This is a genomic window from Pseudomonas mercuritolerans (assembly GCF_025706525.1).
Taxonomy (GTDB): domain Bacteria; phylum Pseudomonadota; class Gammaproteobacteria; order Pseudomonadales; family Pseudomonadaceae; genus Aquipseudomonas; species Aquipseudomonas mercuritolerans.
Genome location: NZ_JAMSHA010000008.1, coordinates 142,463 through 166,661 on the forward strand (window position 1 = coordinate 142,463; position 24,199 = coordinate 166,661).

16 protein-coding genes are annotated in these 24,199 nt (G+C 59.8%); 6 read left to right on the top strand and 10 right to left on the bottom strand.

Annotation, left to right across the window (positions count from 1 at the left end; genetic code table 11):
• Positions 1-41 precede the first annotated feature (41 nt).
• The 3 genes from ND528_RS21890 to treP form a co-directional block, all read right to left on the bottom strand.
• Positions 42-1,265, bottom strand: a complete 1,224-nt coding sequence (locus ND528_RS21890) for a maltoporin (protein WP_263471232.1) — start codon at positions 1,263-1,265, stop codon at positions 42-44.
• Positions 1,266-1,371: 106 nt separating this feature from the next.
• Positions 1,372-3,018 (bottom strand): alpha,alpha-phosphotrehalase, encoded by a 1,647-nt coding sequence (gene treC / locus ND528_RS21895; protein ID WP_263471233.1) that lies wholly within the window; start codon positions 3,016-3,018, stop codon positions 1,372-1,374.
• A gap of 132 nt (positions 3,019-3,150) precedes the next feature.
• The gene (gene treP / locus ND528_RS21900) at positions 3,151-4,593 is read right to left on the bottom strand and encodes a PTS system trehalose-specific EIIBC component (protein WP_263471234.1); all 1,443 of its coding nucleotides are present in this window, start codon (positions 4,591-4,593) and stop codon (positions 3,151-3,153) included.
• A gap of 235 nt (positions 4,594-4,828) precedes the next feature.
• Between treP and treR the strand changes: the two genes are divergently transcribed.
• The 3 genes from treR (at position 4,829) to ND528_RS21915 (ending at position 11,075) form a co-directional block, all read left to right on the top strand.
• A complete protein-coding gene (treR, locus tag ND528_RS21905; RefSeq protein WP_263471235.1) occupies positions 4,829-5,533 on the top strand; it encodes a trehalose operon repressor in 705 nt (234 codons plus the stop codon).
• Positions 5,534-5,616: 83 nt separating this feature from the next.
• Positions 5,617-7,827 (top strand): TerD family protein, encoded by a 2,211-nt coding sequence (locus ND528_RS21910; RefSeq protein WP_263471296.1) that lies wholly within the window; start codon positions 5,617-5,619, stop codon positions 7,825-7,827.
• A gap of 119 nt (positions 7,828-7,946) precedes the next feature.
• Positions 7,947-11,075, top strand: a complete 3,129-nt coding sequence (locus ND528_RS21915) for a membrane-targeted effector domain-containing toxin (RefSeq protein ID WP_263471236.1) — start codon at positions 7,947-7,949, stop codon at positions 11,073-11,075.
• A gap of 77 nt (positions 11,076-11,152) precedes the next feature.
• Here the strand turns inward: ND528_RS21915 and guaA are convergent, their stop codons facing one another.
• The 4 genes from guaA to ND528_RS21935 form a co-directional block, all read right to left on the bottom strand.
• A complete protein-coding gene (guaA, locus tag ND528_RS21920; protein ID WP_042608327.1) occupies positions 11,153-12,730 on the bottom strand; it encodes a glutamine-hydrolyzing GMP synthase in 1,578 nt (525 codons plus the stop codon).
• Positions 12,731-12,810: 80 nt separating this feature from the next.
• The gene (guaB, locus tag ND528_RS21925; protein ID WP_016773343.1) at positions 12,811-14,280 is read right to left on the bottom strand and encodes an IMP dehydrogenase; all 1,470 of its coding nucleotides are present in this window, start codon (positions 14,278-14,280) and stop codon (positions 12,811-12,813) included.
• Positions 14,281-14,476: 196 nt separating this feature from the next.
• Positions 14,477-15,025 carry a sugar ABC transporter ATPase gene (locus tag ND528_RS21930; protein ID WP_263471237.1) on the bottom strand — a complete coding sequence of 183 codons (549 nt, stop codon included), beginning with the start codon at positions 15,023-15,025 and terminating at the stop codon, positions 14,477-14,479.
• A 163-nt stretch (positions 15,026-15,188) separates the two neighbouring features.
• On the bottom strand, positions 15,189-15,956 hold the full coding sequence (locus ND528_RS21935; protein WP_263471238.1) for a sulfite exporter TauE/SafE family protein: 768 nt from the start codon (positions 15,954-15,956) through the stop codon (positions 15,189-15,191).
• Between the two features lie 172 nt (positions 15,957-16,128).
• Between ND528_RS21935 and xseA the strand changes: the two genes are divergently transcribed.
• The 3 genes from xseA to leuA all read left to right on the top strand — a co-directional run bounded on the left by xseA (position 16,129) and on the right by leuA (position 20,476).
• Positions 16,129-17,508: an exodeoxyribonuclease VII large subunit gene (gene xseA / locus ND528_RS21940; RefSeq protein WP_263471239.1), complete on the top strand. Its 1,380-nt coding sequence runs from the start codon at positions 16,129-16,131 to the stop codon at positions 17,506-17,508.
• 3 nt (positions 17,509-17,511) lie between these two features.
• Positions 17,512-18,333, top strand: a complete 822-nt coding sequence (locus ND528_RS21945; RefSeq protein WP_083353522.1) for a peptidoglycan DD-metalloendopeptidase family protein — start codon at positions 17,512-17,514, stop codon at positions 18,331-18,333.
• A 463-nt stretch (positions 18,334-18,796) separates the two neighbouring features.
• Positions 18,797-20,476 carry a 2-isopropylmalate synthase gene (leuA, locus tag ND528_RS21950; protein ID WP_016773339.1) on the top strand — a complete coding sequence of 560 codons (1,680 nt, stop codon included), beginning with the start codon at positions 18,797-18,799 and terminating at the stop codon, positions 20,474-20,476.
• 176 nt (positions 20,477-20,652) lie between these two features.
• On the opposite strand, the gene ND528_RS21955 is transcribed toward leuA, so the two are convergent.
• From ND528_RS21955 to der, 3 genes are all read right to left on the bottom strand, one after another.
• Positions 20,653-21,444, bottom strand: coding sequence for an amidohydrolase (locus ND528_RS21955; protein ID WP_263471240.1), 792 nt, complete (start codon positions 21,442-21,444; stop codon positions 20,653-20,655).
• Positions 21,432-22,580 carry a pyridoxal phosphate-dependent aminotransferase gene (locus tag ND528_RS21960; protein WP_263471241.1) on the bottom strand — a complete coding sequence of 383 codons (1,149 nt, stop codon included), beginning with the start codon at positions 22,578-22,580 and terminating at the stop codon, positions 21,432-21,434. The genes ND528_RS21955 and ND528_RS21960 overlap by 13 nt, the downstream gene beginning before the upstream one ends.
• 145 nt (positions 22,581-22,725) lie before the next feature.
• The gene (gene der, locus ND528_RS21965; RefSeq protein ID WP_024014210.1) at positions 22,726-24,198 is read right to left on the bottom strand and encodes a ribosome biogenesis GTPase Der; all 1,473 of its coding nucleotides are present in this window, start codon (positions 24,196-24,198) and stop codon (positions 22,726-22,728) included.
• Position 24,199 lies beyond the last annotated feature (1 nt).

The following is a 24,199-nucleotide window of genomic DNA, read 5'->3' on the forward strand; positions in this document are numbered from 1 at the left end:
TGAGCTTGTATTGATTGAATGAGCGGTCGCAGCCGCTTTGCTTATTTCCACCAGTATTCAACCTGCAAGCCGACATTGGCGCCGTGCCGCGCGTTGCCGAAGGTGCCCGTGTCGGAGAGTGCCGAGCCTTTGGCCAACAGGTTGGCGGCACGCTTGGCTGCCTGGTTCCAGCTGGCATAGGTGTAATACAGACGCACCTCGGGCCGCGCCCAGAATTCCGGGCCTTTGGGTGACCAGGTCGGCGCGAAGGTGAACTTGCTCAGCTTGCGCGTGCCGTCCGCCGCCTCGACCTGATCGTGCCCCAGTTCGGTCACCAGTTTGAACTGCTCGCTCAGCGCATAGGCCGGGCGCACGCCGAGTGACAGCCAGTTCTGGCCGGCGCCGCCCTGACGAATATCCTTCTGATACACCGCCTGCAATTGTCCGCCAAAACGTGGCGTCAGTTGCCAGTCGAAAAACTCGACGATGCGATAGCTCTTGTTGCGGTCATCAAGCCTGACGTTACCGGTATAGCCCAATCCGGTGCCCGGCCCTTCGCCGTATTGCAGCGCCAGTTTGTTCTTGCCACCGAAAAAGTCCTGCTGCACGTGCTGGGTGGTGATCGCCCAGCCACGGTGAGCATCGCGGCTGTCGGGCTTGTCGATGTAGCTCAGGCCGAACTCCAGTTCACCGCCCGGGTTACTGTTGAAACCGCCGACATTGAAGTCATAGCGGTTGATGTAATCCTTTTGGTAAAGGTTGTCCTTGCGCGAAAACGCGTAGCTGTATTTCAAGCCACCGAGCAACACATCTTCAATGCCTGCCCCGGTGGCGCTCTGGTTCCAGTAATAGAAATCGGAAATATGGATGTCGTTACGTTTGTAGTAGCGCCGCCCTGCCCACAGCGAACCGCCGTTGAGCGCGGGCATCGCCGACCATTGCGCATACGCCTGCGGCAAACGAATCGAGCCGTTGTCTTCCTTGAACGTCAGGCTGCGGTCGTAGCGGTTATACAGCGAGGCCATGCCGTCGACGCTCAGCACCGAGCCGTCGTCGAGGGTGTACAGATCCTGGCGCAGCTCGAGCTCACCGTACTGCTCGCACTCGTTACCGAGGCGATATTTGGTCTGCGCGCCGGGCAACTGGAAACACGACTGGCTGCTGCTATTGACCGATGTACCGACACCGCTGCGCAGATAGCCGCCGAACTCCAGCGCATGTGATGACGTGGGCATTGCCAGACAAATCCCCGCGACTGCCAGACTGTAATTTATGGTTGCTCTCATATATGCCACCCGTTGTTTTTATTGTGTGGTTGCAGGAATTCAGCGCGCACAAATCCCCCGCGCAGCGTTCTGCGTGTTTTTTCAAAGGTTGTTATTCAGTTAAAAATCAGGGGTCGGTCAGGTGCAGCACGAAGGATTCGTAAGGTCGCAACTGCAGTAACCGCGTGCGTTGCGGACAGTCCGGGTAGTTGCTGATCAACAAGCGCTGCTCCTGGGCTTCGTCGATCAGCGCCGGTAGCTCGACCTCACAGGCAGTGCCATAGAAGTTGTTCACCACTAACAAGCGTTCTCCCGTCCCCTCGCGCAGGTACGCCCAGACCTGTGGATGCTCCGGCAACAACTGGCGATAGATGCCATCGGAGATCAACGCTTCAGTGCGGCGCAAAGCGATCAGGCGCCGATAGTGATGCAGCACCGATTCCGGGTCGTGCAACTGATGCGCGACGTTGATCTGCGCGGCATTGGCCGGCACGCCGATCCACGGTTCGCCGCGAGTGAAACCGGCGTTGTGCCCGGCGTGCCAGTGCATCGGCGTGCGCCCGTTGTCGCGGGACTTCTGCATGATCGCCGCCATGTTGTCGAGGTCGCTTGCCCCGGCTTCACGCTTGAGGCGAAAGATATTCAGGGTCTCGACATCACGGTATTGCTCGATGCTCTCGAACCCCGGATTGGTCATTCCCAATTCTTCGCCCTGATAAACGAAGGGCGTGCCCTGTAGAAAATGCAACGCGGTGCCGAGCATCTTCGCCGACAGCTCGCGGTATTCGCCGTCATTGCCGAACCGCGAGACCACGCGAGGCTGATCGTGGTTACACCAGAACAGCGCATTCCAGCCGCCGCCCGCCTGCATGCCGGTCTGCCAGTCGGAGAGAATCTGCTTGAGCTGGAGGAAGTCGAAATCGGCGCGGACCCACTTCTGCAGGTTCGGGTAATCGACCTTCAAGTGATGAAAGTTGAAGGTCATCGACAATTCTTTCGACTGCGGATTGGAGTAGCGGATGCAGTGTTCGAGGCGGGTCGAGGACATCTCGCCGACGTTGATCAGCTCATGCCCTTCGAAGACTTCACGGTGCATCTCCTGCAAGTACGCATGCACGTTAGGCCCATCGGTGTAGAAGCGCCGACCATCGCTGTCGTCCTCGGGGAAATCCGCCGGTTTCGAGATCAGGTTGATCACGTCCAGACGAAAGCCACCCACACCCTTGTCGCGCCAGAAACGCATCATCTTGAACACTTCGTCGCGGACTGTGGGGTTGTCCCAATTGAGGTCGGCCTGGGTGTGGTCGAACAGGTGCAGGTAATACTGGCCGGTCTGCGCTTCGTACTCCCAGGCGGAACCGCCGAATTTGGATTCCCAGTTGTTCGGCTGGTCGCGCCAGATATAGAAGTCGCGGTAAGGATTGTCGAGGCTGCTGCGCGCCTGCTGGAACCAGACGTGCTCGATCGAGGTGTGGTTGACCACGATGTCGAGCATCAACTTGATCCCGCGTTTGCCCGCTTCGGCAATCAGCAGCTCACAGTCGGCCATGCTGCCGTAGCTAGGATCGACCGCGTAGTAGTCGCTGATGTCGTAGCCGTTATCGCGCTGCGGCGAGCGCAGAAATGGCGTGACCCACAGGTAATCGACCCCCAGCCATTGCAGGTAATCGAGCTTGGCGACGATGCCGAGCAGATCGCCAGTGGCGTTGCCCGCATGGCTGTGAAAGCTCTTCGGGTAGATCTGATAGATCACCGAACGTTGCCAGTCTTGCATGGCGGATTTTCCTCTTGAATTTTACGATGTCGGTAGGAGCTGCCGGAGGCTGCGATCTTTCGATTTTGAAAGGCAGGATCAAAGGATCGTCCGATCGCGGCCCGAGCCTCCGGCAGCTCCTGCAGTTCGACTTCACGCGACCCGGTAACCCGGACGGACAATCTTCATGCTCAGCACGCAGGTCAGGGCAAACGGCACGAGCATGGCGATCAGCATCCCGATGACGAACATCGGGATGAACTGCGGAATGATCGAGATGAAACCGGGCAGGCCACCGACGCCAATGGCAGAAGCCTGGATCTTGTTCAGCGAGAGGAACATGCAACCTAGCGCCGAACCGGCCAGCGCGGCGTAAAACGGAAATTTGTAGCGCAAATTGACGCCGAACATCGCCGGCTCAGTGATGCCGAAATACGCAGAAATTGCCGAGGTCGAAGCCATGCTCTTGTCCCGCGCATTGCGCGTCATCCAGAAAACCGCCAGTGCCGCACTGCCCTGCGCCAGATTGGACATGACAATCATCGGCCAGATGAAAGTGCCGCCCTGGCTCGAGATCAATTGCAGGTCCACGGCGAGGAACATGTGGTGCATGCCGGTGATCACCAGGGGCGCATAAAGCAGGCCGAAAATCAGACCGCCCACCAACGGCGCCAGATCGAACAGCATCACCAGCCCTTCGGTGATATAGATGCCGATATGCCGGGTCACCGGGCCGATGATCGCCAGCGCCAGCACGCCAGTGACAACGATGGTGGTGATCGGCACCACCAGCAACTGCACCGCGTTGGGCACGCGTGCGCGCAGCCATTTTTCGATCACGCTCATTACGTACGCCGCCAGCAGGATCGGCAGGATCTGCCCCTGGTAACCGACCTTTTCCACCTGGAACAGGCCGAGGATGTCGAAGTACGGCAGCTGCTGCCCATCCAGCCCGGCCACCGCCTTGCCGTAATTCCAGGCGTTGAGCAGGTCCGGGTGCACCAGCATCAGACCGAGGACGATGCCGAGGATTTCGCTGCCGCCGAAACGCTTGGCCGCCGACCAGCCCACCAGCGCCGGCAGGAACACGAACGAGGTGTTGGCCATCAGATTGATCAGGCTCCACAACCCGTCGAGGTTGGGATAGGCATCCAGCAGGGTCTGGCCATCGATGAACATGCCCTTGGCGCCGAGCAGGTTGTTGATGCCCATCAACAGGCCGGCAATGATCAGCGCCGGCAGGATCGGCATGAACACATCGGAAAACACCCGCACCAACCGCTGCACGGCGTTGATCTTCTCAGCGCTTTTCTGTTTAACGTCGGCGATGGTCGATGCCGCGAGACCTGTCTGCTGGCGCAGTTCGGCATAAACCTTTTCAACATCACCCGGGCCGATGACCACCTGATACAACCCGCCGGTGAAGAACGAACCCTTGACCAGATCGACGCCGTTGAGGGCGGCCACATTTACCAGCGCGGGGTTCTTCAGCGCCAGACGCAAACGCGTCACGCAATGCGCCGCCTGCTCGATGTTGTCACGGCCACCAAGGCTTTCCAGCAGCTCCTTGGCGATGTTCGGATAGTCATGGCTCATGCTTGTTCTTCCATCGTGGATTGTTGTTATTGGCAGCACGCCGAGAGGAAAAATACTCGTCTGTACGAGTTAATGCAACAACTCGTCTGTACGAGTTTGCATCCGTGCATGAACGTCAGAAAAATGCGGATTCTTCCTACTCTGACCTAAGATGTTTTCCTTCGTCCGCATGGACAAACCCCTACCCTGCCCTTAAGGTTCGGGGTTTTGAGCACCGTCGGCACAGAGTCCAGCCATGAGCAAATACAACCAGATCTACAGCGATTTGCTTGCCAGCATCACCACCCAGCGCCTGGAGCGCGGCGCCCGGCTGCCTTCCGAAACCGAACTGATGGACACCTATCAGGCCAGCCGCGGCACGGTGCGCAAGGCTATCGACCAATTGCAGGAGCGCGGGTTTGCCCAGAAGGTTCACGGCAAAGGCGCGTTCGTGCTGTCGACCAACCCGATCGAATTCCAGCTCGGCGGCATCGTCAGTTTTCAGGAGACCCACCCGCGACTGGGCAACGACGTCAGCACCGAAGTGGTCGAGATGTGTCAGGTGCCGCTGGAAGGTGCATTGCTTGAACATATCAATGCCGAACCCGGCAGCCCGATCACCCGGATCAAGCGGGTACGGCGCATCGACGGCAAACGCGTCATCCTCGACATCAACCACTTCGTCAGCGACGTCATCCCCGACCTGTCTGCAGACATCGCCGAACATTCGATCTACGCCCACATCGAGCAGACCCTGCAACTGCAGATCGCCTACGCTCAGCGCACCATCGAAGCCGTGCCGTCCAGCAAGGACGACCAACAACACCTGGACCTCGACGGCCAGAGCCATGTCATCGTGGTCAGCAACCAGACCTTCCTGCAGGACGGCCGCCAGTTCGAATACACCGAATCGCGGCATACGCTGGACAAGTTCTATTTTTCGGATGTGGCGCGGCGGTAATAGCCGCTGGCAAGCGAGCCCGTTTCAAAATATGTGGTTGGCTGACAAGCCGCTATGACCTCCGGTAGTATGCCGCCGTGGCTATGGAACACCTTCCTTCTATCCTCCATGAACTAGGGGTTCCGCTCTCCACACCGCGCCTGCTTATTGCAGGCGTTTTCGTATCGATTGCACAGGTGAGCTTCAGCTCACTGGAAACGGCGACCAAGGAAGAAATCATGATGAATCAGGAGCTGTTCCTGCGGCGCCGTACAAAACTTCACGTCCCTGCCGGCTCTGGCGGAGCCACACGCGCGCAGATCGCATCAGCGGTCAAAGAAGTCGCGGCGTTCCGATGTGTACTTTCCGAGTCGCTGATCGAGCAGATCGGCTTGCTCTCTGCGGTAGAACTCAAGAATTGGCTGCGTGAAGTCATTCGCGTCCTGCGGCGTCGCAGCGGTGCTCATGTACATCACCGACCGTTTTATCCTGACTTCCCCAATCAAGTCCTCGAAGCAACAGAGGCGGAGTTGTATCTCAACGCCGTCATTCACTACCACACACTTCGGCGCCTGCCACCCAGCGAACAGGTTCGGCCAGCCATGCTTGAAGGCAACTTCATCCATTGGGTTATCGAACCGGGAAGTGTCAGCGAGTTCGAGGCATTGCTCGAGCCGCTGGTCTCATCGCGTACCTCGCTGTCCGAAGAGGAAGCCGCGGATGTCACTTGGTTTATCCGAACTTACAGAAACGACGTGTTCCGTCTGCTGCCCGATACCATCCCGTTCCGCGAGATTCGCGCGCTGGTCGGCGGCGCGCTGATCCTGCATATCGGTGACGATGCCCGGGTCGAGGAATTCCTTGAGCAAAATGTCGAAACGGCAACCGACGTGCTGCGCGTGGCGATCGCACTGCATGGCGGAGACGTATCGCTGGCAACGGCTCTGACGCGCTTTAGCAAAATGAAACGTTCGATGCGTCGCAAGCTGTTGCGCCTGCTCGACCGCATGCCCAACGCTACCGAGGATGTGATGCGCCAGGCCGAGCGCTGGAAACGTCTGGCCGAAGTCCTGCATCCAGGCGATTACGCTGAGAAGTATCCTCGGGCATTCGCGGCCATCACCGCAGCGCGACGCAACGATCCGCCAGCCTCGTTCGGGTCGCGTGTCGAAACCATGCTTGCCCAACGCCAGATCGCCGCGCTTACGCCGGTGCTGCAGGATCGTCCCGGAGAATTCGCGCGCCGTCTGGACGTAATGTTACGGCGTGCCACAGAACCGGACGCGGTGCTCGACGCCTTTGCGGCTGTCGCGGCGCAAGTGTCCTCACCTGTGTTGCTGCAATTGCTGTCCCATGTAAATGCCCCGCGCCCCCTGCCCTTGCGGGCGTTCACACCTAAAGGAGCGCTGGCAAAAGTCTTCGGCACTGCTGATCGTCGAGAGTCGATCGCACCGCAGGTATTGGCACGTGCCGCACAGATTTGCGAGAACGCCCTGATCGCGCGTTTCACGTTGCTGCCACCACTGGGGCGTTGTTTCATCGATCCGGCGTTGCGCGAATACCGGGTGCCACTGGCACAGCGCGCCGCAGCGAAGTCGCTGCGCACGCTGGTGCGCGGCAGTCGACTGCCGATGCCCGACACGCGATTCATCCGCCTGTTCCTGTGGTGGAAGAATGGTCGTGACCGCACGGACATCGACTTGTCTGCCGCCTTCTTCGACACTGACTTCGTCTTCAAGGAAGCGGTCGCCTATTACAACCTCAAAGGTTATGGCGGTTACCACAGCGGGGACATCGTCGACGCGCCCAACGGCGCCTCCGAATTCATCGACCTCGACCTTGATGTTCTCGTCAAAAAGGGCGTCCGCTATGTCGTCACGTCCCTCAATTCGTTTACCTGGCAGCCATATTGCGACCTTCCTGAATGCTTCGCGGGCTGGATGGCCCGCGCCGATACGGCATCTGGCGAAGTGTTCGAGCCTCGCTCCGTGGTCGACCGCATCGATATCGCCTCCGACACGAGTATCTGCCTGCCATTCGTGATGGACCTGGAGGAGCGACGCATGATCTGGGCAGATCTGGGGCTGACTTCATCGCCCCGCTGGAACAACGTCGACAACAACCTCAGCGGAGTTTCGTTGATGCTACGCGCCCTGGTGCATACACCAAGGCCGGATCTGCACACGCTTTTCGATTTACATGTGCGGGCACGAGGCGAACGAGTGGGCTCTGCAGAGCAGGCGCAGAGGGTGTTCGCACCTGAACAAGGTCTGACGCCGTTCGATACGGATCTGATTCGGTCCGAATATCTTTGAAAACCTGCGTCTGCATTCGCTGCCCCTCAACGGGACAACCAACATGCAGTAACCGGGTAACACCCTCCCCTTGAGCGCGTCGGTCATCCTCGACCTTTGCCTCAAGGATGAACACCCGCATGACCATTCCCGAACGCCGTCTGCTGCCGAACGCAGCGGACAAAACCGCCCTCAAGGCCATCGCCACCAGCATCGTGCAGACCTGCCCGAGCCTGCTCGACGCGGCCCGGCAAGTCGCGATCGAACTGCTGACGGACAAAGGGCTATCCGGCCTTGATCCCGACGAGGTTTATTTCCATCGTTTCAAAACGGCGCAAAGCAGCACGCTGACCTTCACCGGTTGGGAACACTTGCTGGAAAAGCCTTATGAAACGCTCACCCTCACGCAGTTGGTGATCCATCGCTTTCGTGCAACCGATCAAGACAACGCAGATTTGCTGGGCCTTTACTGTGGCTTCTACTCGGATGGCCCGGACGCGGAGAATTTCAATCAGGACAACGAAGTGCGACTGCTTGGCAGCGACGTGCTGAAGGCGTTCTGGGCCGTCGATTTCAGCACGCGCTACACCGGTCAGTTGACGAAATTCTGGCAAACCTCGTCGGAAGATTTCCGCGCCCTGGCCAAGTGCAACTTCCTCAGTCAGGCCGTGCAGGCGCTGCAAGAGGGTGATGTTGACGGCAATGACTTCCAACGCATCGTCACCTCGCTGATCGGCCCGATTACCTGGCCCATTACCCTGCAAATGTTGCGAGCCACATACCCGGTCGGCGCGCAAGTGCGCACGCTTGATCTGGACGGCCATGTCGCCACCAACGTCCTGCGTCTGGTCGAAGACAGTGGCCGGCAGACTCTTTACCTGCCGGGAGAACCTCAGGCCTTTCGACTGATGGACACTGCAGCGGATCTGCACTGGTGGTTGCTCGATCAGATGAATTCAGAGCAGAAACGCCCCTTGTTTCTGAAGCACTTCTCGCTGGCTGACAGCAATCACATCACCGAGAACCTCACCGATCTGATGAACCGTTTGGTGAGCACCTGGGGCCACAGCGATCATCGGATGATCAACCGCAGCAACGTTGCGATCAGCGGTGACGCCTTCACTTGGTTAAGCGAGTCGACCCGTGCGGGCATGGCTGCCGAGGCGCATCTGGTGCTCACATCCAACAGTGACCTGCGCAAGAAACTCTGGACCGGGTATCTGAGCGCCGGCCTGAAGGTGTTCGGCCCGATGGCGGCCGTGGGCTGGCCGGTGGCTTTGCCGTTGATTGGCGCCGGTATCGCGAACATGGGGCTGAACATCGATCAGGCGATCAACGGCATTACGGCAGCCGAGCGTAGAGCCGGGGTCATCGGTGCAGTGCTCAGCGCGATCGAAACCGTATTCAATGTGCCGTTCCTGATCGGTACTGGCGCGCAGCTGGAAGTTGGCCCACAGGTCGAGTATGCCGAGGCTGAAGAGATGCTCGGGCTGATCGAGCTTTCCTCGGCTGACACGCCATCATTGCCGCCCGTGGATCCGCCACCGGTCACCGGGACGGAAGCAGCTACCAGCGAGTTGACCAACGAGATCCCCGAAGAAGCGACATCCGTTACCGCCACTGAGCTCTTGACCATGACTGCCACACGGCACGGTCCGACTTTTCCAGAGGTTCCTGCCAGCTATCGATGCAACGAGTTGCTTGCGCAACATTCAGTAGAGGCGACGCCGGGAAAATATGAAGGCATTTACCGTCTCGACAAGGAGCCCGGTTACGCCATCGAAATGGATGGCCAGGCCTACTACGTACGTTACTTCGCCGACTCTCAGGACAGTGGCAACTGGGCAATCGTCAATCCCGAGCGCCCCAATCAATTCGCCTATTCGTTGCCGGTTCGCTTTGGGAGCGCCGGCAAATGGGAGCGTATGCCTGCGCTGCGGCTGCGGGGTGGTGGCCAGTGTGCGGGCAAGGCGTGTGCGCCGGAGACTGAAGTGAGCTCGTCCGGGGGCACGCCATCGGTGGAAATGCGATGCCTCGAACCGCTTCCAGGCGTTCCCTGTCCGCTGCGCCTGGTTACGAAGCTCAAAGGCGTTTCAGAGAAGGAAAAGCCAGGAATGAGAAGATGGGCAATGAACCTGCCCAGCGCATCGGCCGAGTCAGCAGGCGCTCGACGCCGCTTTTTATCAACGACCGAGCGGTACGTGGAACATTTCAGCGAAGAACGCAGGGCTCTGCTGAACAAGGCAGAAAAATTCCACCGGGAGTTGAAATGGATCAACCTGCCCGAGCGTCCGGACATTCCGCAAATCAGTCCCCAGATGCAGGTCGATGACCTGATTGATCGCATCTTTGCCAATACCGATGGGCTGGCGGTCGGTGAAACCCTTGATCGCATCGCCAGCATGCGCTTCATGATCGAAAACATGCCAGCGTTCGCGCGGCATATTCAAACCCTTTATGTGCGTGGGCTGCTGAGCGATTTTGCCCAGAATGATCTCAACCAGTTCTTCCTGTCGGGGGACATGTCAGAGGACCTGCGAACTTATCTGTCCGGGCTGGGTACCGATCCCGAGAACAGGTTCAACGTTCTCGAATTGGTCAAGACTGCCCAAGCCAATGGCATCCGGGTACACGGACTCGATGCAGCGCACACCTACACGCTGAAACGACCGCTCCTTTCGATCGAAGAACAGATGATCAAGACTCGCCTCTCAACAACAATCATAGAGAGTGACAAGCTTCTCAACAGAACGAAGAAGTGGGTAGCCTTGGTCGATGCAACGAATATCAATATGTTCAGAGATCTGCCAGGCATAAGCGAACTCAGGGGCGGCATCGGTTTGCGCATTGAAGAAGTCTGGCCCGAGGAGACCGCAGACATCAGCATTGACCCGGGGGTGGAAGTCGCCCGCGGTCCGTTTTACAACTGGGCAATGACCAGCAACGATTTCGACGTTCTGTTCGCTGACCTGCGATTGCAGATCAAGTGCCCCATGCCGCAATGGAATGCGGCAGCGCTGGAAAAGCTTCTGCATCGTAACGGCATGTTCGTGATTCAGAAGACCGAACCCGACATATACACACTGGTTCGCCGCAACAGCGACAGCGACATTGTGCGAACAAGGGTGCATTGCACAACCGCGGGCCGGTTTTATATCTGGGACCTGTCAATGCCTCGCATCACCGGCAGGAATTTCCACGACATCGCCGCAGTAGCGGAGCGCCTGATCGAGCTCGGCTTCACCCTGCAAAGTCGTTTACCCACCTGACCTGTTTTCAGGGGCCTGAAACGAAAAAACCCTTGGCTTCACGCCAAGGGTTTTACGTTACTCGAACCGCAGCGGGATTATTCCCACTCAATCGTCGCCGGCGGCTTGCTCGATACGTCATAAGTGACGCGCGAGATGCCTTCGATTTCGTTGATGATGCGGCCGGAGACGGTTTCCAGCAGTTCGTAAGGCAGGTGCGCCCAACGTGCGGTCATGAAGTCGATGGTTTCCACGGCACGCAGGGCCACGACCCAGGCGTAACGACGGCCGTCGCCTACCACGCCGACCGATTTGACTGGCTGGAACACCACGAACGCCTGGCTGACCTTGTGGTACCAGTCGGCTTTGCGCAGTTCTTCGATGAAGATGTGGTCGGCGCGACGCAGCAGGTCGGCGTATTCCTTCTTCACTTCACCGAGGATGCGCACGCCCAGGCCCGGGCCCGGGAACGGGTGACGGTAGACCATGTCGTACGGCAGGCCGAGTTCCAGACCCAGACGACGGACTTCGTCCTTGAACAGTTCGCGCAGTGGCTCGACCAGTTTCAGGTTCATTTCTTCCGGCAGGCCGCCCACGTTGTGGTGCGACTTGATTACGTGGGCCTTGCCGCTTTTCGCGCCAGCCGACTCGATCACGTCCGGGTAGATGGTGCCCTGAGCGAGGTATTTGATGTTTTCCAGTTTGTTCGACTGGGCATCGAAGACGTCGATGAAGGTGCGACCGATGATCTTGCGCTTCTTTTCCGGGTCGGCTTCGCCGGCCAGGTTGTTGAGGAACTGCTCCTCAGCGTTGGCGCGGATCACCTTGACGCCCATGTTCTCGGCGAACATGGCCATCACTTGCTCGCCTTCGTGCAGACGCAGCAGACCGTTGTCGACGAAGACGCAGGTCAGTTGATCGCCGATGGCTTTGTGCAGCAGTGCGGCAACCACCGAGGAGTCAACGCCACCGGACAGGCCCAGCAGTACGTTGTCGGTGCCGACCTGGGCGCGGATGTTGGCGATGGCGTCTTCAGCGATCTTCGAAGGCGTCCACAGGGCTTCACAGCCGCAGATGTCGAGCACGAAACGCGACAGGATGCGCCCGCCCTGCTTGGTGTGGGTCACTTCCGGGTGGAACTGCACGCCGTAGTAAGCGCGGTCGTCGTTGAACATACCGGCGATCGGGCAGCTTGGGGTGCTGGCGAGGATGTGGAAGTCTTCCGGCATCTTGGTGACTTTGTCACCGTGGCTCATCCACACGTCAAGGCCGAACAGGCCATCGGCGTCGATGTGGTCTTCGATGCCGTCGAGCAGGCGGCTCTTGCCGACCACGTCAACGCGGGCGTAACCGAACTCACGCAGTTCGGAACCTTCCACCTTGCCGCCCAGTTGCTCGGCCATGGTCTGCATGCCGTAGCAGATGCCGAACACTGGCACGCCCAGATCGAACACCGCCTGGGGGCAGCGCGGGCTGTTGGCTTCGTGCACGGACTCGGGGCCGCCGGCGAGGATGACGCCTTTAGGGGCGAATTCGCGGATCGCATCTTCGTCCATGTCGAACGGGTGCAGTTCGCAGTACACGCCGATCTCGCGCACGCGGCGGGCAATCAGCTGGGTGTATTGCGAACCGAAGTCGAGGATCAGGATGCGGTGAGCGTGAATGTCGAGGGCCATGACTCATTCTCATGTAGTGAATCAGAAACAACTCGGGGCTGAATGAACAGCCCCGGTGATTTAACGTTTTGCTGGAAGCCTCAACCTACGCGGTAGTTCGGCGCTTCCTTGGTGATCTGCACGTCGTGAACGTGGGACTCGGCCATGCCGGCACCGGTGATCCGCACGAACTCGGGCTTGGTGCGCATTTCTTCGATGTTGGCGCTGCCGGTGTAACCCATCGAGGAACGCAGGCCGCCCATCAACTGGTGAATGATCGCGCTCAGGGTGCCTTTGTACGGCACACGGCCTTCGATGCCTTCCGGAACCAGTTTCTCGGCGCCTGCCGAGGAGTCCTGGAAGTAACGGTCGGACGAGCCCTGGGCCTGGGACATGGCGCCCAGCGAACCCATGCCGCGATAAGCCTTGTACGAACGACCCTGGAACAGTTCGATCTCGCCCGGGGCCTCTTCGGTACCGGCGAACATCGAGCCCATCATCACGCAGGACGCACCGGCCACGATGGCCTTGGACAGGTCACCGGAGAAACGGATACCACCGTCGGCGATCAACGGCACGCCAGTGCCTTCAAGGGCGGCGGCGACGTTGGCGATGGCGCTGATTTGCGGCACGCCGACACCGGCGACGATACGGGTGGTGCAGATCGAGCCAGGGCCGATACCGACCTTGACTGCGTCGGCGCCCGCTTCGGCCAGGGCCTTGGCGGCAGCGCCGGTGGCGATGTTGCCGCCGATCACCTGCACTTCAGGGAAGTTCTCCTTGACCCAGCGTACGCGGTCGATCACGCCTTTGGAGTGACCGTGTGCGGTGTCGACCACCACTACGTCCACGCCGGCGTTGACCAGTGCGGTCACGCGATCGCCGGTGTCTTTACCGGTGCCGACCGCAGCGCCAACGCGCAGACGACCTTGATCGTCCTTGCTGGCCAGCGGGTAGGCTTTGGCTTTTTCGATGTCGTTGACGGTCATCATGCCTTTGAGGGCGAATTTGTCGTCGACGATCAGCACGCGCTCGATGCGGTGCTTGTGCAGCAGTTCACGGACGTCGTTCTTGTCGGCGCCTTCCTTGACCGTGACCAGGCGCTCTTTAGGCGTCATCACTTCGCGGACAGTAGCTTCCAGACGGTTTTCGAAACGTACGTCGCGGGAGGTGACGATGCCGACCAGGTCGCCATCGTGCAGTACCGGAACGCCGGAGATATTGTGCAGACGGGTCAGTTCGAACAGATCACGCACCGTGGCATCGGCCTCGATGGTGATGGGATCCTTGACCACACCGGCTTCGAACTTCTTGACCTTGCGCACTTCGGCAGCTTGCTGCTCGATGGTCATGTTCTTGTGGATAATGCCGATGCCACCTTCCTGAGCCATGGCGATTGCCAGACGGGCTTCAGTAACGGTGTCCATGGCGGCAGAAACCAGAGGAATATTCAGTTCGATGCCACGGGTAAGACGGGTCTTGAGACTGACTTCGTTGGGAAGCACCTCGGAATAACCGGGCACTAGGAGAATGTCGTCGAATGTCAGAGCTTCTTGGCTGATACGCAGCATCGCGGGGGCTCCCGAGCGGGAAAATGGAAGCGCGCCATTATAGTCAGACACCCCCTGCTGTTCAATGTAAAACTCAGCCTAATTGATAGATGGAAAAGCCCGCTTTTTGTAGGAGCTGCCGAAGGCTGCGATCTTTTGATCCTGTCTTTGAAAAGCAAAGTCAAAGGATCGCAGCCTTCGGCAGCTCCTACAGGGGTCAGAGCTCGACCTTTACCCAACTTACAGGTTGATCGAGCCAATCGGCGAACTCGTCGATAAAGCTCTGTTTGAACCCCGCTTCCAGCCAATTGTTGAAAATGAAGCCGAGGTTGGAAAACGCGCATTCCTGCAAAAACAGGAAGCCGTTGATGTCGTCCTCGTGCCCGCATTCCGGGCAGGTGAAATTGTCGGTGCGCCCTGGAAACCAGTCTTCAAGACTTTCGAACAGCGCCTCGCCCACTTCGCGGCGGCACTGCGCGCAACCGGCCTCTTCGAGAAAGCCCTTGGCCGGTGTGTAGATGCAGCGTTTGGTGACGATCTCCAGGCCATTGATCGGCTCGCCGAACGGCAGCGCTTGCGGATGCAGCACCACAGCGCGAGCACCATCAGCGATGGCGTGCGCCATACGGTTGCCGGTGCGGCCGCAGGTGGTCAGCTGTTCTTCGATGATGTTCTTGCGCACCAGCCAGCGCACGATCGCCCGCGCCCGGGGTTCGTGCACCGGCAGGGTGGAGATTTTCGGGACGATGATGCTTTGCGAGTTCATGGTGGAGCCTGCTGCCAATATTGAAGATTTCCAATGTGGGAGCGAGCCTGCTGGCGAAAGCGCAGTGTCAGGCTGCATTTTTGTTGCTGACCCACCGCATTCGCGAGCAGGCTCGCTCCCACAAGGAACTGCGGCCGGCAGCTTAATCCCTCAACAAATCCGGTCAAGTGCTCAAATAGCGCGCGATCAAGGCAATCCCGCTGGCCAGTACCAGCCACGTCACCAGCCGTACAAATGCCTCGCGCGACAACCTCATGGTCAGCCGCCGGCCGATCCACAAGCCCAGCGCCATGGCCGGCAACAGACACAGCGCCAGCATCAACAAGGGTAGCTCGGCATACACACCGGCGATGACAAACAGGCTCAGGCGCACCACGGTACTGCAACTGATCAACGCACTTTGCGTGGCCCGCGCCGCGTCCTTGGGCAGGCGGCTGTTCAGATAGATCGCGTAAAGAAAGCCGCCGCTGCCAAACAACGCGCCGAACAAGCCGCCCACCGTGCCCATCGGCACCGCCCACGCCGCCGACAACTGTGCCGGCCGCGCTTTCACCCACAGGCTGTAAACCGCATAGGCGCTGATAAACAGCCCCATCAACAGCAGCAACAGATCGGATTTCAGATTCAGCAGGAAGATCACCCCCACCGTGCAGCCGATCGCCATGCACGGCAGCAGCCTGAGCAACTCCGGCCTGGCCACGTCCCGCCGCGAGGGCAGCAGATTGCCGAACGCGGCGACGAAATCCAGCAACACCAGTAGCGGCACGATTTTCGACAGTGGCATGAACAGGATCAGAATCGGCCCCGCGACCAGCGCCGTGCCGAAACCGGCGATGCCGAATACGATGTAGGCCAAGGCGATGGCCAGCCCGATGACCGCCCAACCGCCCGCGCTCCACGACCACTCCCCCAACAGCTCCATCATGCTCATCAATTCATTTCCTTATTAAGTCGCCAATACTCCGCTGTAGGAGCTGCCGAAGGCTGCGATCTTTTGATCTTGATCCTGAAAAAACAAGATCAAAAGATCGCAGCCTCGTTGCACTCGACAGCTCCTACAGGGTTCGTGCAATGAGCAGAAGAATGCCTTTAAACTGCGCCCCATGATTAAAGATCCCTTTGCAAGACTCGGCCTGGACCGTGAAGTCCTGACCGTCAGCCAGCTCAACGGCCGCGCGCGGGTGTTGCTTGAAGACGTGTTCAGCAACATCTGGGTCGAAGGCGAAATCTCCAACCTCGCACGCCCGGCGTCCGGCCACGTCTACTTCACCCTCAAGGACAGCGGCGCGCAGGTGCGTTGCGCGTTGTTCCGGCAGAACGCCGCCCGCGTGCGCCAAGCGTTGAAGGACGGTCTGGCGGTCAAGGTGCGTGGCAAGGTTTCGCTGTTCGAAGGCCGTGGCGACTATCAGCTGATCCTCGACACCGTGGAGCCGGCCGGTGACGGCGCGCTGCGTCTGGCCTTCGATGCACTGAAGGAAAAGCTCAGCGCCGAAGGCCTGTTCAGTGCCGAACGCAAAGTGCCGCTGCCCGCGCATCCGCAGCGCATCGGCATCATCAGCTCGCCGACCGGCGCGGTGATTCGCGACATCATCAGCGTATTCCGCCGCCGTGCGCCGCAGGTACAACTGACCCTGATTCCGACCGCCGTACAGGGCCGCGAGGCCACCGCGCAAATCGTCCGCGCGCTGAAAATGGCCGATGCCCGAGGCTTCGATGCGCTGATCCTCGCCCGTGGCGGAGGCTCGCTGGAAGACCTCTGGTGCTTCAACGAAGAAGCCGTGGCGCGCGCGGTCGATGCCTGTGTCACGCCGATCGTCAGCGCCGTCGGCCATGAAACCGATGTTTCGATCAGCGATTTTGTCGCCGACGTCCGCGCCCCCACGCCCTCGGCCGCCGCTGAACTGCTCGCCCCGGATTCCAGCCATCTGCTCCGTCAGGTCGAGAGCCTGCACCGGCGTCTGGTGATGCGCATGCGTGACCGCTTGATACGCGATCGCCTGCGTCTCGAAGGCATGGCCCGACGGTTGCGCCATCCCGGCGAACGTCTGCGCCAGCAGGCGCAACGTCTGGATGATCTGGACATGCGCATGCGCCGCGCTTTCGAGCGCAGCCTCAATACCCGCCGCGAACGCCTGATCCGTCTGGAAACCCGCCTCGCCGGGCAACACCCGGGACGCCAACTGGCCATGCTTCGCCAGCGCCTCGACAGTCTTGCCGAACGCCTGCCCCGGGCCATGCGCGATGCTTTGAAACAACGCCGGCAGCAATTGCACAGTCAGATGCAGACGCTGCACGTGGTCAGTCCATTGGCGACCCTCGGTCGCGGTTACAGCATCCTGCTCGACGAGCGTGGCCATGCGATCCGCAACGCCGCGCAGACCCACACCGGCCAGCGCCTGAAAGCCAAACTCGGCGAAGGCGAACTGCAAGTGCGCGTCGAGGACAATCACCTGACGCCCGTCACCCTCTCTTTACTGGACTGATCCATGCCGCGTTTTCTCGCTCCGCTGCTGTTGCTCTGCCTGACCTTCAACGCCCACGCTGACAGTTACATCACTCGGCTCCTGAACAAACCGGTGCCGGGCGGCGTCGCCGTGGTGGATCTGGGCACTGCCGCGCAGGCGCCGAAAGCCACTTATCAGGGCAAACCGGTGCTGGTGGTCAAGGAGCAGAATAACTGGCTGGCGATCGTTGGCGTGCCGCTGACGGTCAAGCCCGGCGCGCAGCAGATCAGCAGTGGCGGGCGCAACTTGCCGTTTACGGTGGGCAGCAAGAAATACCCGGAACAGCACATCACCCTGAAGAACAAACAGCAGGTCAATCCGAACGCCGACAACCTCAAGCGGATTGAGGGTGAACTGGCGGAACAGATCGCGGCTTACCGCAGTTTCAGCCCGAACACGCCGAGCAATCTGCTGCTGGACAAACCGGTCAACGGGCCGCTGTCGAGCAAGTTCGGCGTGCGTCGTTTCTTCAATGGCGAAGAACGTAATCCTCATGCCGGTCTCGATTTCGCAGTGCCCGCGGGCACGCCGATCAAGACCCCGGCGGCAGGCAAGGTGATTCTGATCGGCAATTACTTCTTCAACGGCAACACGGTGTTCGTTGACCATGGCCAGGGCTTTATCAGCATGTTCTGCCACATGTCGAAGATCGATGTGAAGAACGGCCAGCAACTGGCCCGTGGCGCGGTGGTGGGCAAGGTCGGCGCGACCGGCCGCGCGACCGGGCCGCATATGCACTGGAACGTCAGCCTGAATGACGCGCGGGTGGATCCGGCGATTTTCATTGGTGCTTTCCAACCTTGAGTATGTGTTGAGGCGACCGGCCTCTTCGCGAGCAGGCTCGCTCCCACACTGGATCTTATTCACAACAAAGATCCCCTGTGGGAGCGAGCCTGCTCGCGAAGGCGGCCTGTAAAACACCGCCATACTCGATGAATCTCCAAAAACTCAATTGCGCCCCAATCTAGCCTTACGCAAACATCAACAACTTCCACCGCCTTAAGCGCAATAAATTCCCGCAAAATCCCGCTTTCCGGGTATTCCTCTCAATTTTTTCCGACTGCTTGCCATCCTTTCCCCTCGCGGTTAGGGTTGAAGCCATGAAAACCTCTCACACCCTCATTCAGCTTCGCCAGCACCGCAGCCTGTGCCTCGTCAGCGCACGACTGCCAGGCTGAATCGCTGCGCCTCGTCCCACGCTTTTCCAAGAACATTCGTTCAACCGGCAGGCCGCCTCTTCTCGGCCCAGACAACAAGGAATTTCCCGATGAGCATGCTCAAAGATCCGTCTTCGAAATACCGCGCGTTTCCCGTCATCAACCTGCCGGATCGCACCTGGCCGTCGAAAACCATCGACGCCGCGCCCATCTGGTGCAGTTCCGACCTGCGTGACGGCAACCAGTCGCTGATCGAGCCAATGGACGCGGCGAAGAAGCTGCGCTTCTGGAAAACCCTGGTGCAAGTCGGTGTGAAGGAAATCGAAGCGTCGTTCCCCGCCGCGTCGCAAACCGACTTCGACTTCGTGCGTACCCTGATCGAAGAAGGCCACATCCCGGACGACACCACCATTCAGGTGCTGACCCAGGGCCGTGAAGACCTGATCGAGCGCACCTTCGAATCCCTGCGCGGGGCGAAGAAAGCCATCGTTCACCTGTACAACGCCACCTCGCCTTCTTTCCGTCGCATCGTCTTCAACCAGGACAAGGACGGCATCAAGGCCATCGCCGTCAACGCTGCCAAGCTGTTCGTCAAATACGCAGCCATGCAGCCAGAGACCGAGTGGACCTTCGAATACTCGCCGGAAACCTTCAGCGCTACCGAGCTGGAATTCGCCAAGGAAGTCTGCGATGCCGTGATCGAGGTGTGGAACCCGACGCCTGAGCACAAGATGATCCTCAACCTGCCGGCCACGGTTGAATGCGCAACGCCGAACGTTTACGCGGACCAGATCGAGTGGTTCGGCCGCAACATCAATCGTCGTGACAGCGTGATCATCAGCCTGCACACCCACAACGACCGTGGCACTGGCGTGGCCGCTACCGAGCTGGGCCTGATGGCCGGCGCCGACCGCGTCGAAGGCTGCCTGTTCGGCAACGGCGAGCGCACCGGTAACGTCGACCTCGTCACCGTCGCGCTGAACATGTACACCCAGGGCGTCGACCCTGAGCTGGACTTCTCCGACATCGACGGCGTGCGCAAAGTCGTCGAAGAATGCAACCAGATCCAGGTGCATCCGCGTCACCCATACGTTGGCGATCTGGTGCATACCGCGTTCTCCGGCTCGCACCAGGATGCGATCCGCAAAGGCTTCGCCCAGCAGAAACCGGACACCCTGTGGGAAGTGCCATACCTGCCGATCGACCCGGCCGACATCGGTCGCAGCTACGAGGCAGTGATCCGCGTCAACAGCCAGTCGGGCAAGGGCGGCATCGCTTATTTGCTGGAGCAGGAATACGGCATCAGCCTGCCACGTCGCATGCAGATCGAGTTCAGCCAGGTCGTACAGCGTGAGACCGATCGCCTGGGCCTGGAGATGACCGCCAAGCAGATTCACTCGCTGTTGATCAGCGAATACCTGCAGGCCAACACCCCGTACGCGCTGGTCAGCCATCGTCTGCAGGAAGAGAACGGCAACAGCGCCGTCGAAGTCGAAGTGGCGAGCAAAGGTCAGGGCGAAACCAACCTGCACTGGCGCGGCAAGGGCAACGGCGCACTGGAAGCACTGGTCGCCGGACTGCCGATTCCGGTGGAAATCATGGACTACAACGAACACGCGATCGGCGCGGGCACCAATGCCAAGGCTGCGGCCTACATCGAACTGCGGGTGAACGGTGAACGTGCGGTGCACGGCGTGGGTATCGATGAAAACATCACCACCGCCAGCTTCAAGGCATTGTTCAGCGCACTGAACCGCTCGCTGAGCCAGCCAGAGGCAAAAGCAGCGTAATCGACCGCTGAAATGCGAAAGGCCCCGGAGTGCGAACTCCGGGGCCTTTTTTTGCCTACAGGTTTCTGGCTGACTTTTATGGCCCCTTCGCGAGCAGGCTCGCTCCCACATTTGGAATACATTTCCCTGTGGGAGCGAGCCTGCTCGCGAAGGCGTCCTGACAGGCGCTGGGAGTATCAGGTGAACTGAAAGGTGTCGGCATCCAGGTTCGCCGGAAAGCGCTCGCGATACGCCGCCAACGGCGCCGCTTCCACAATCACCTTGAACACACCATCCGCCTCCCCCGCCGCCAGCAACGTCTCGCCCTGGAAATCCAGGACCTGACTGTCGCCGGTATACGCGAAGCCCTTGCCATCGCTGCCCACGCGATTCACCGCCGCCACATAGCAGAGGTTTTCAATCGCTCGCGCCGGCAGCAGGCGGTTCCAGTGCAGACGCCGTGCGCCCGGCCAGTTGGCGGTGTACAGCAGCAGATCGGTGTCCTGCGCGTCGCGGCTCCACACTGGGAAACGCAGGTCGTAGCAGATCAGCGGACGAATCCGCCAACCCTTGAGCTCGAACTGCACCTGGCGCTCGCCCGGCGTGTAATGGTTGTGCTCGCCGGCCATGCGGAACAGGTGACGCTTGTCGTAATGCAGCACTTCGCCGTCGGGCCGCGCCCAGAGCAAGCGGTTGCGATGGCTGCCGTCAGCCGCCTGAATGATCACGCTGCCAGTGATGACCGCATCGAACTTCGCCGCCTGCGCCCGCAGCCATTTACTGGTCGGACCGTTTTCGGCTTCGGCGAGGGTTTCCGATTCCATCGAGAATCCGGTGGTGAACATCTCCGGCAGGATGATCAGATCGGCGCCACGGGCCTGTTCCAGCAGCAGCTCGAAATGCTCGAGGTTGGCCTGGCGGTCGTGCCACGCCAGGCTGGTCTGGATCAGCGCCAGGGTCAGGTCTGGCAATGCACTCAGATCACGCATAGTTTCGCCGCCGCTTCACGCAGCGTCTCCTCGCGTTTGGCAAAGCACAGGCGTATCAGGCGCTGGCCTTGCGGTGGATTCTGGTAGAACACCGACACCGGAATGCTCGCGACACCGTGCTCGCGAGTCATCCACATGGCCATCTCAACGTCGTTCAGATCCGGACGGATCTGCGAATAATCGACCAATTGGAAATAGGTGCCGGTGACTCGGGTAAAACTGAAGCGCGACGGCGCGAGCAGATCGCAGAACAGATCGCGCTTGGCCTGATAGAAACCCGGCAGCTCTTCAACGTGCTCCGGGTGCTCGGCCATGTAATCGGCCAGCGCGTATTGCAGCGGCGTGACGCCACAGAAACTGACGTACTGATGCACCTTGCGCAATTCGGCTGTCAGCGCTGGCGGGGCGACGACGTAGCCGGTTTTCCAGCCGGTGACGTGGTACGTCTTGCCGAACGAACTGACCACGAACGCGCGCTGATACAGCTCTTCATGGGCCAGCACGCTGACATGCGGCACGCCGTCGAAGACCAGGTGTTCGTAGACTTCGTCGCTGATCAGATAGATGTCGCGATCACGGATCAACGCCGCCAGTTGATCGAGCTCGGCGCGGCTGATCAATGCGCCGCTCGGGTTGTGCGGGGTGTTGATGACGATCATTTTCGTCCGCGGGCTCAGGGCCGCGGCGAGCTGATCGAAGTCGATGGAGAAATCGACCGGATTCAGCTGCACATGCACGCAACGACCACCCGCCAGCTCCGTCGCCGGTGCGTAGCTGTCGTAGCACGGATCGAAGACGATGACTTCGTCGCCGCTGTGGATAACGGCCTGAATCGCGCAGAAGATCGCTTGGGTCGCGCCCGGGGTCACCGTCACTTCATGATCGGCATCGACACTCACGCCATAGCTGCGGGCGATCTTGGCCGCGATCTGCTGACGCAACGCCGGCAATCCGGTCATTGGTGAATACTGGTTATGGCCACTGGCAATATGCCGCCCGACCGCATCACGCAGCGACTGCGGGCCGTCGAAATCCGGGAAACCCTGGGACAGGTTGATCGCGCCGGTCTGCGCCGCGAGCTGAGACATCTGCGTGAAAATAGTGATGCCGACATTCGGCAGCTTGCTGGTGATCATCGGAGGCCCCTTGCAGGTGAAACGCAAGTTTCAAGCCTCAAGCTGCTAGCTGCAAGCAAAAACCCGCGCCCACAAAAAAGGGCTTCATACGAAGCCCTCTCTGCTTTTACTTGAAGCTTGCAGCTCGAAACTTGAAGCTGCTTTTTTATTTCTTGTCGCGGCGCTTCTTGCTGGCTTTCTTGTTGTGCGACATCAAGCGACGCTTCTTGTTGACCTGGCGGTCGGTCAGCGTGTTCTTGTTGCCTTCGTACGGGTTCTCGCCGCCCTTGAACTCGATGCGGATCGGCGTACCGACCAGCTTCAGTACACGACGGTAAGTGTTTTCCAGATAGCGCACATAAGACTTCGGCACTTTCTCGATCTGGTTACCGTGGATCACGATGATCGGCGGGTTCGCACCACCCAAGTGGGCGTAGCGCAGCTTGATCCGGCGGTTGTTGACCATCGGTGGCGCGTGCTCGCCTACCGCATCTTCGAGAATCTGGGTCAGACGGTTGGTCGGCCAGCGGGTAACAGCGGACTTGAACGAGTTCTGCACCGAGGCGTAGAGGTTGCCCACGCCCGTGCCGTGCAACGCCGAGATGAAGTGAATGTCGGCGTAGTCGACGAAGAACAGTCGGCGTTGCAGCTCGACTTTGACGAAGTCGCGCTCGCTCGGCGTCATGCCGTCCCACTTGTTGATCGCGATGACCAGCGCACGACCGGATTCGATCGCGAAGCCCAGCAGGTTCAGGTCGTGATCGACCACACCCTCGCGGGCGTCCATCACGAAGATCACCACGTTGGCGTCTTTGATCGCCTGCAGGGTTTTGACCACGGAGAATTTTTCGACTTCTTCGTGGATCTTGCCGCGCTTGCGCACACCTGCGGTGTCGATCAGCGTGTACTTCTCTTCATTGCGCTCGAACGGAATGTAGATGCTGTCGCGGGTGGTGCCCGGCTGGTCATACACGATGACCCGGTCTTCACCGAGCATGCGGTTGACCAGGGTCGACTTGCCGACGTTCGGACGACCGATGATGGCGATCTTGATCCCGTCTTTTTCGCTCGGACCAGGAATGCGCTTGGCTTCCTCGCCTTCGGCAACGACTTCTTCCTCTTCGCCTTCAGCCGGCTCGTCATCATCGCGCGGGAATTCGCTCAGGGCGGCTTCCAGCAATTGCGTGATGCCACGGCCATGGGCGCCAGCGATCGGGATCGCGTGGCCCATGCCCAGCGGGGCGAATTCGGCGCGGGCCATTTCCGGATCGATGTTGTCGACCTTGTTGGCAACCACGTGGGAGCGCTTGTTACGTTTGCGCAAATGCTCGGCGATCATCTGGTCGGCAGCGGTAAAACCGGCCTTGGCATCTACCAGAAACAGCACCACATCGGCTTCTTCGATGGCCAGCAGCGACTGCTCGGCCATTTTTTCGTCCATACCATGTTCGTCACCGGAGATACCGCCGGTGTCGATCAGAATGTAGGAACGCCCTTGCCACTTGGCCTCACCGTACTGGCGATCACGGGTCAGACCGGACAGGTCGCCGACGATGGCGTCACGCGTCCTGGTCAGGCGGTTGAACAAGGTGGACTTGCCGACGTTCGGTCGGCCCACCAGGGCGATTACGGGAACCATG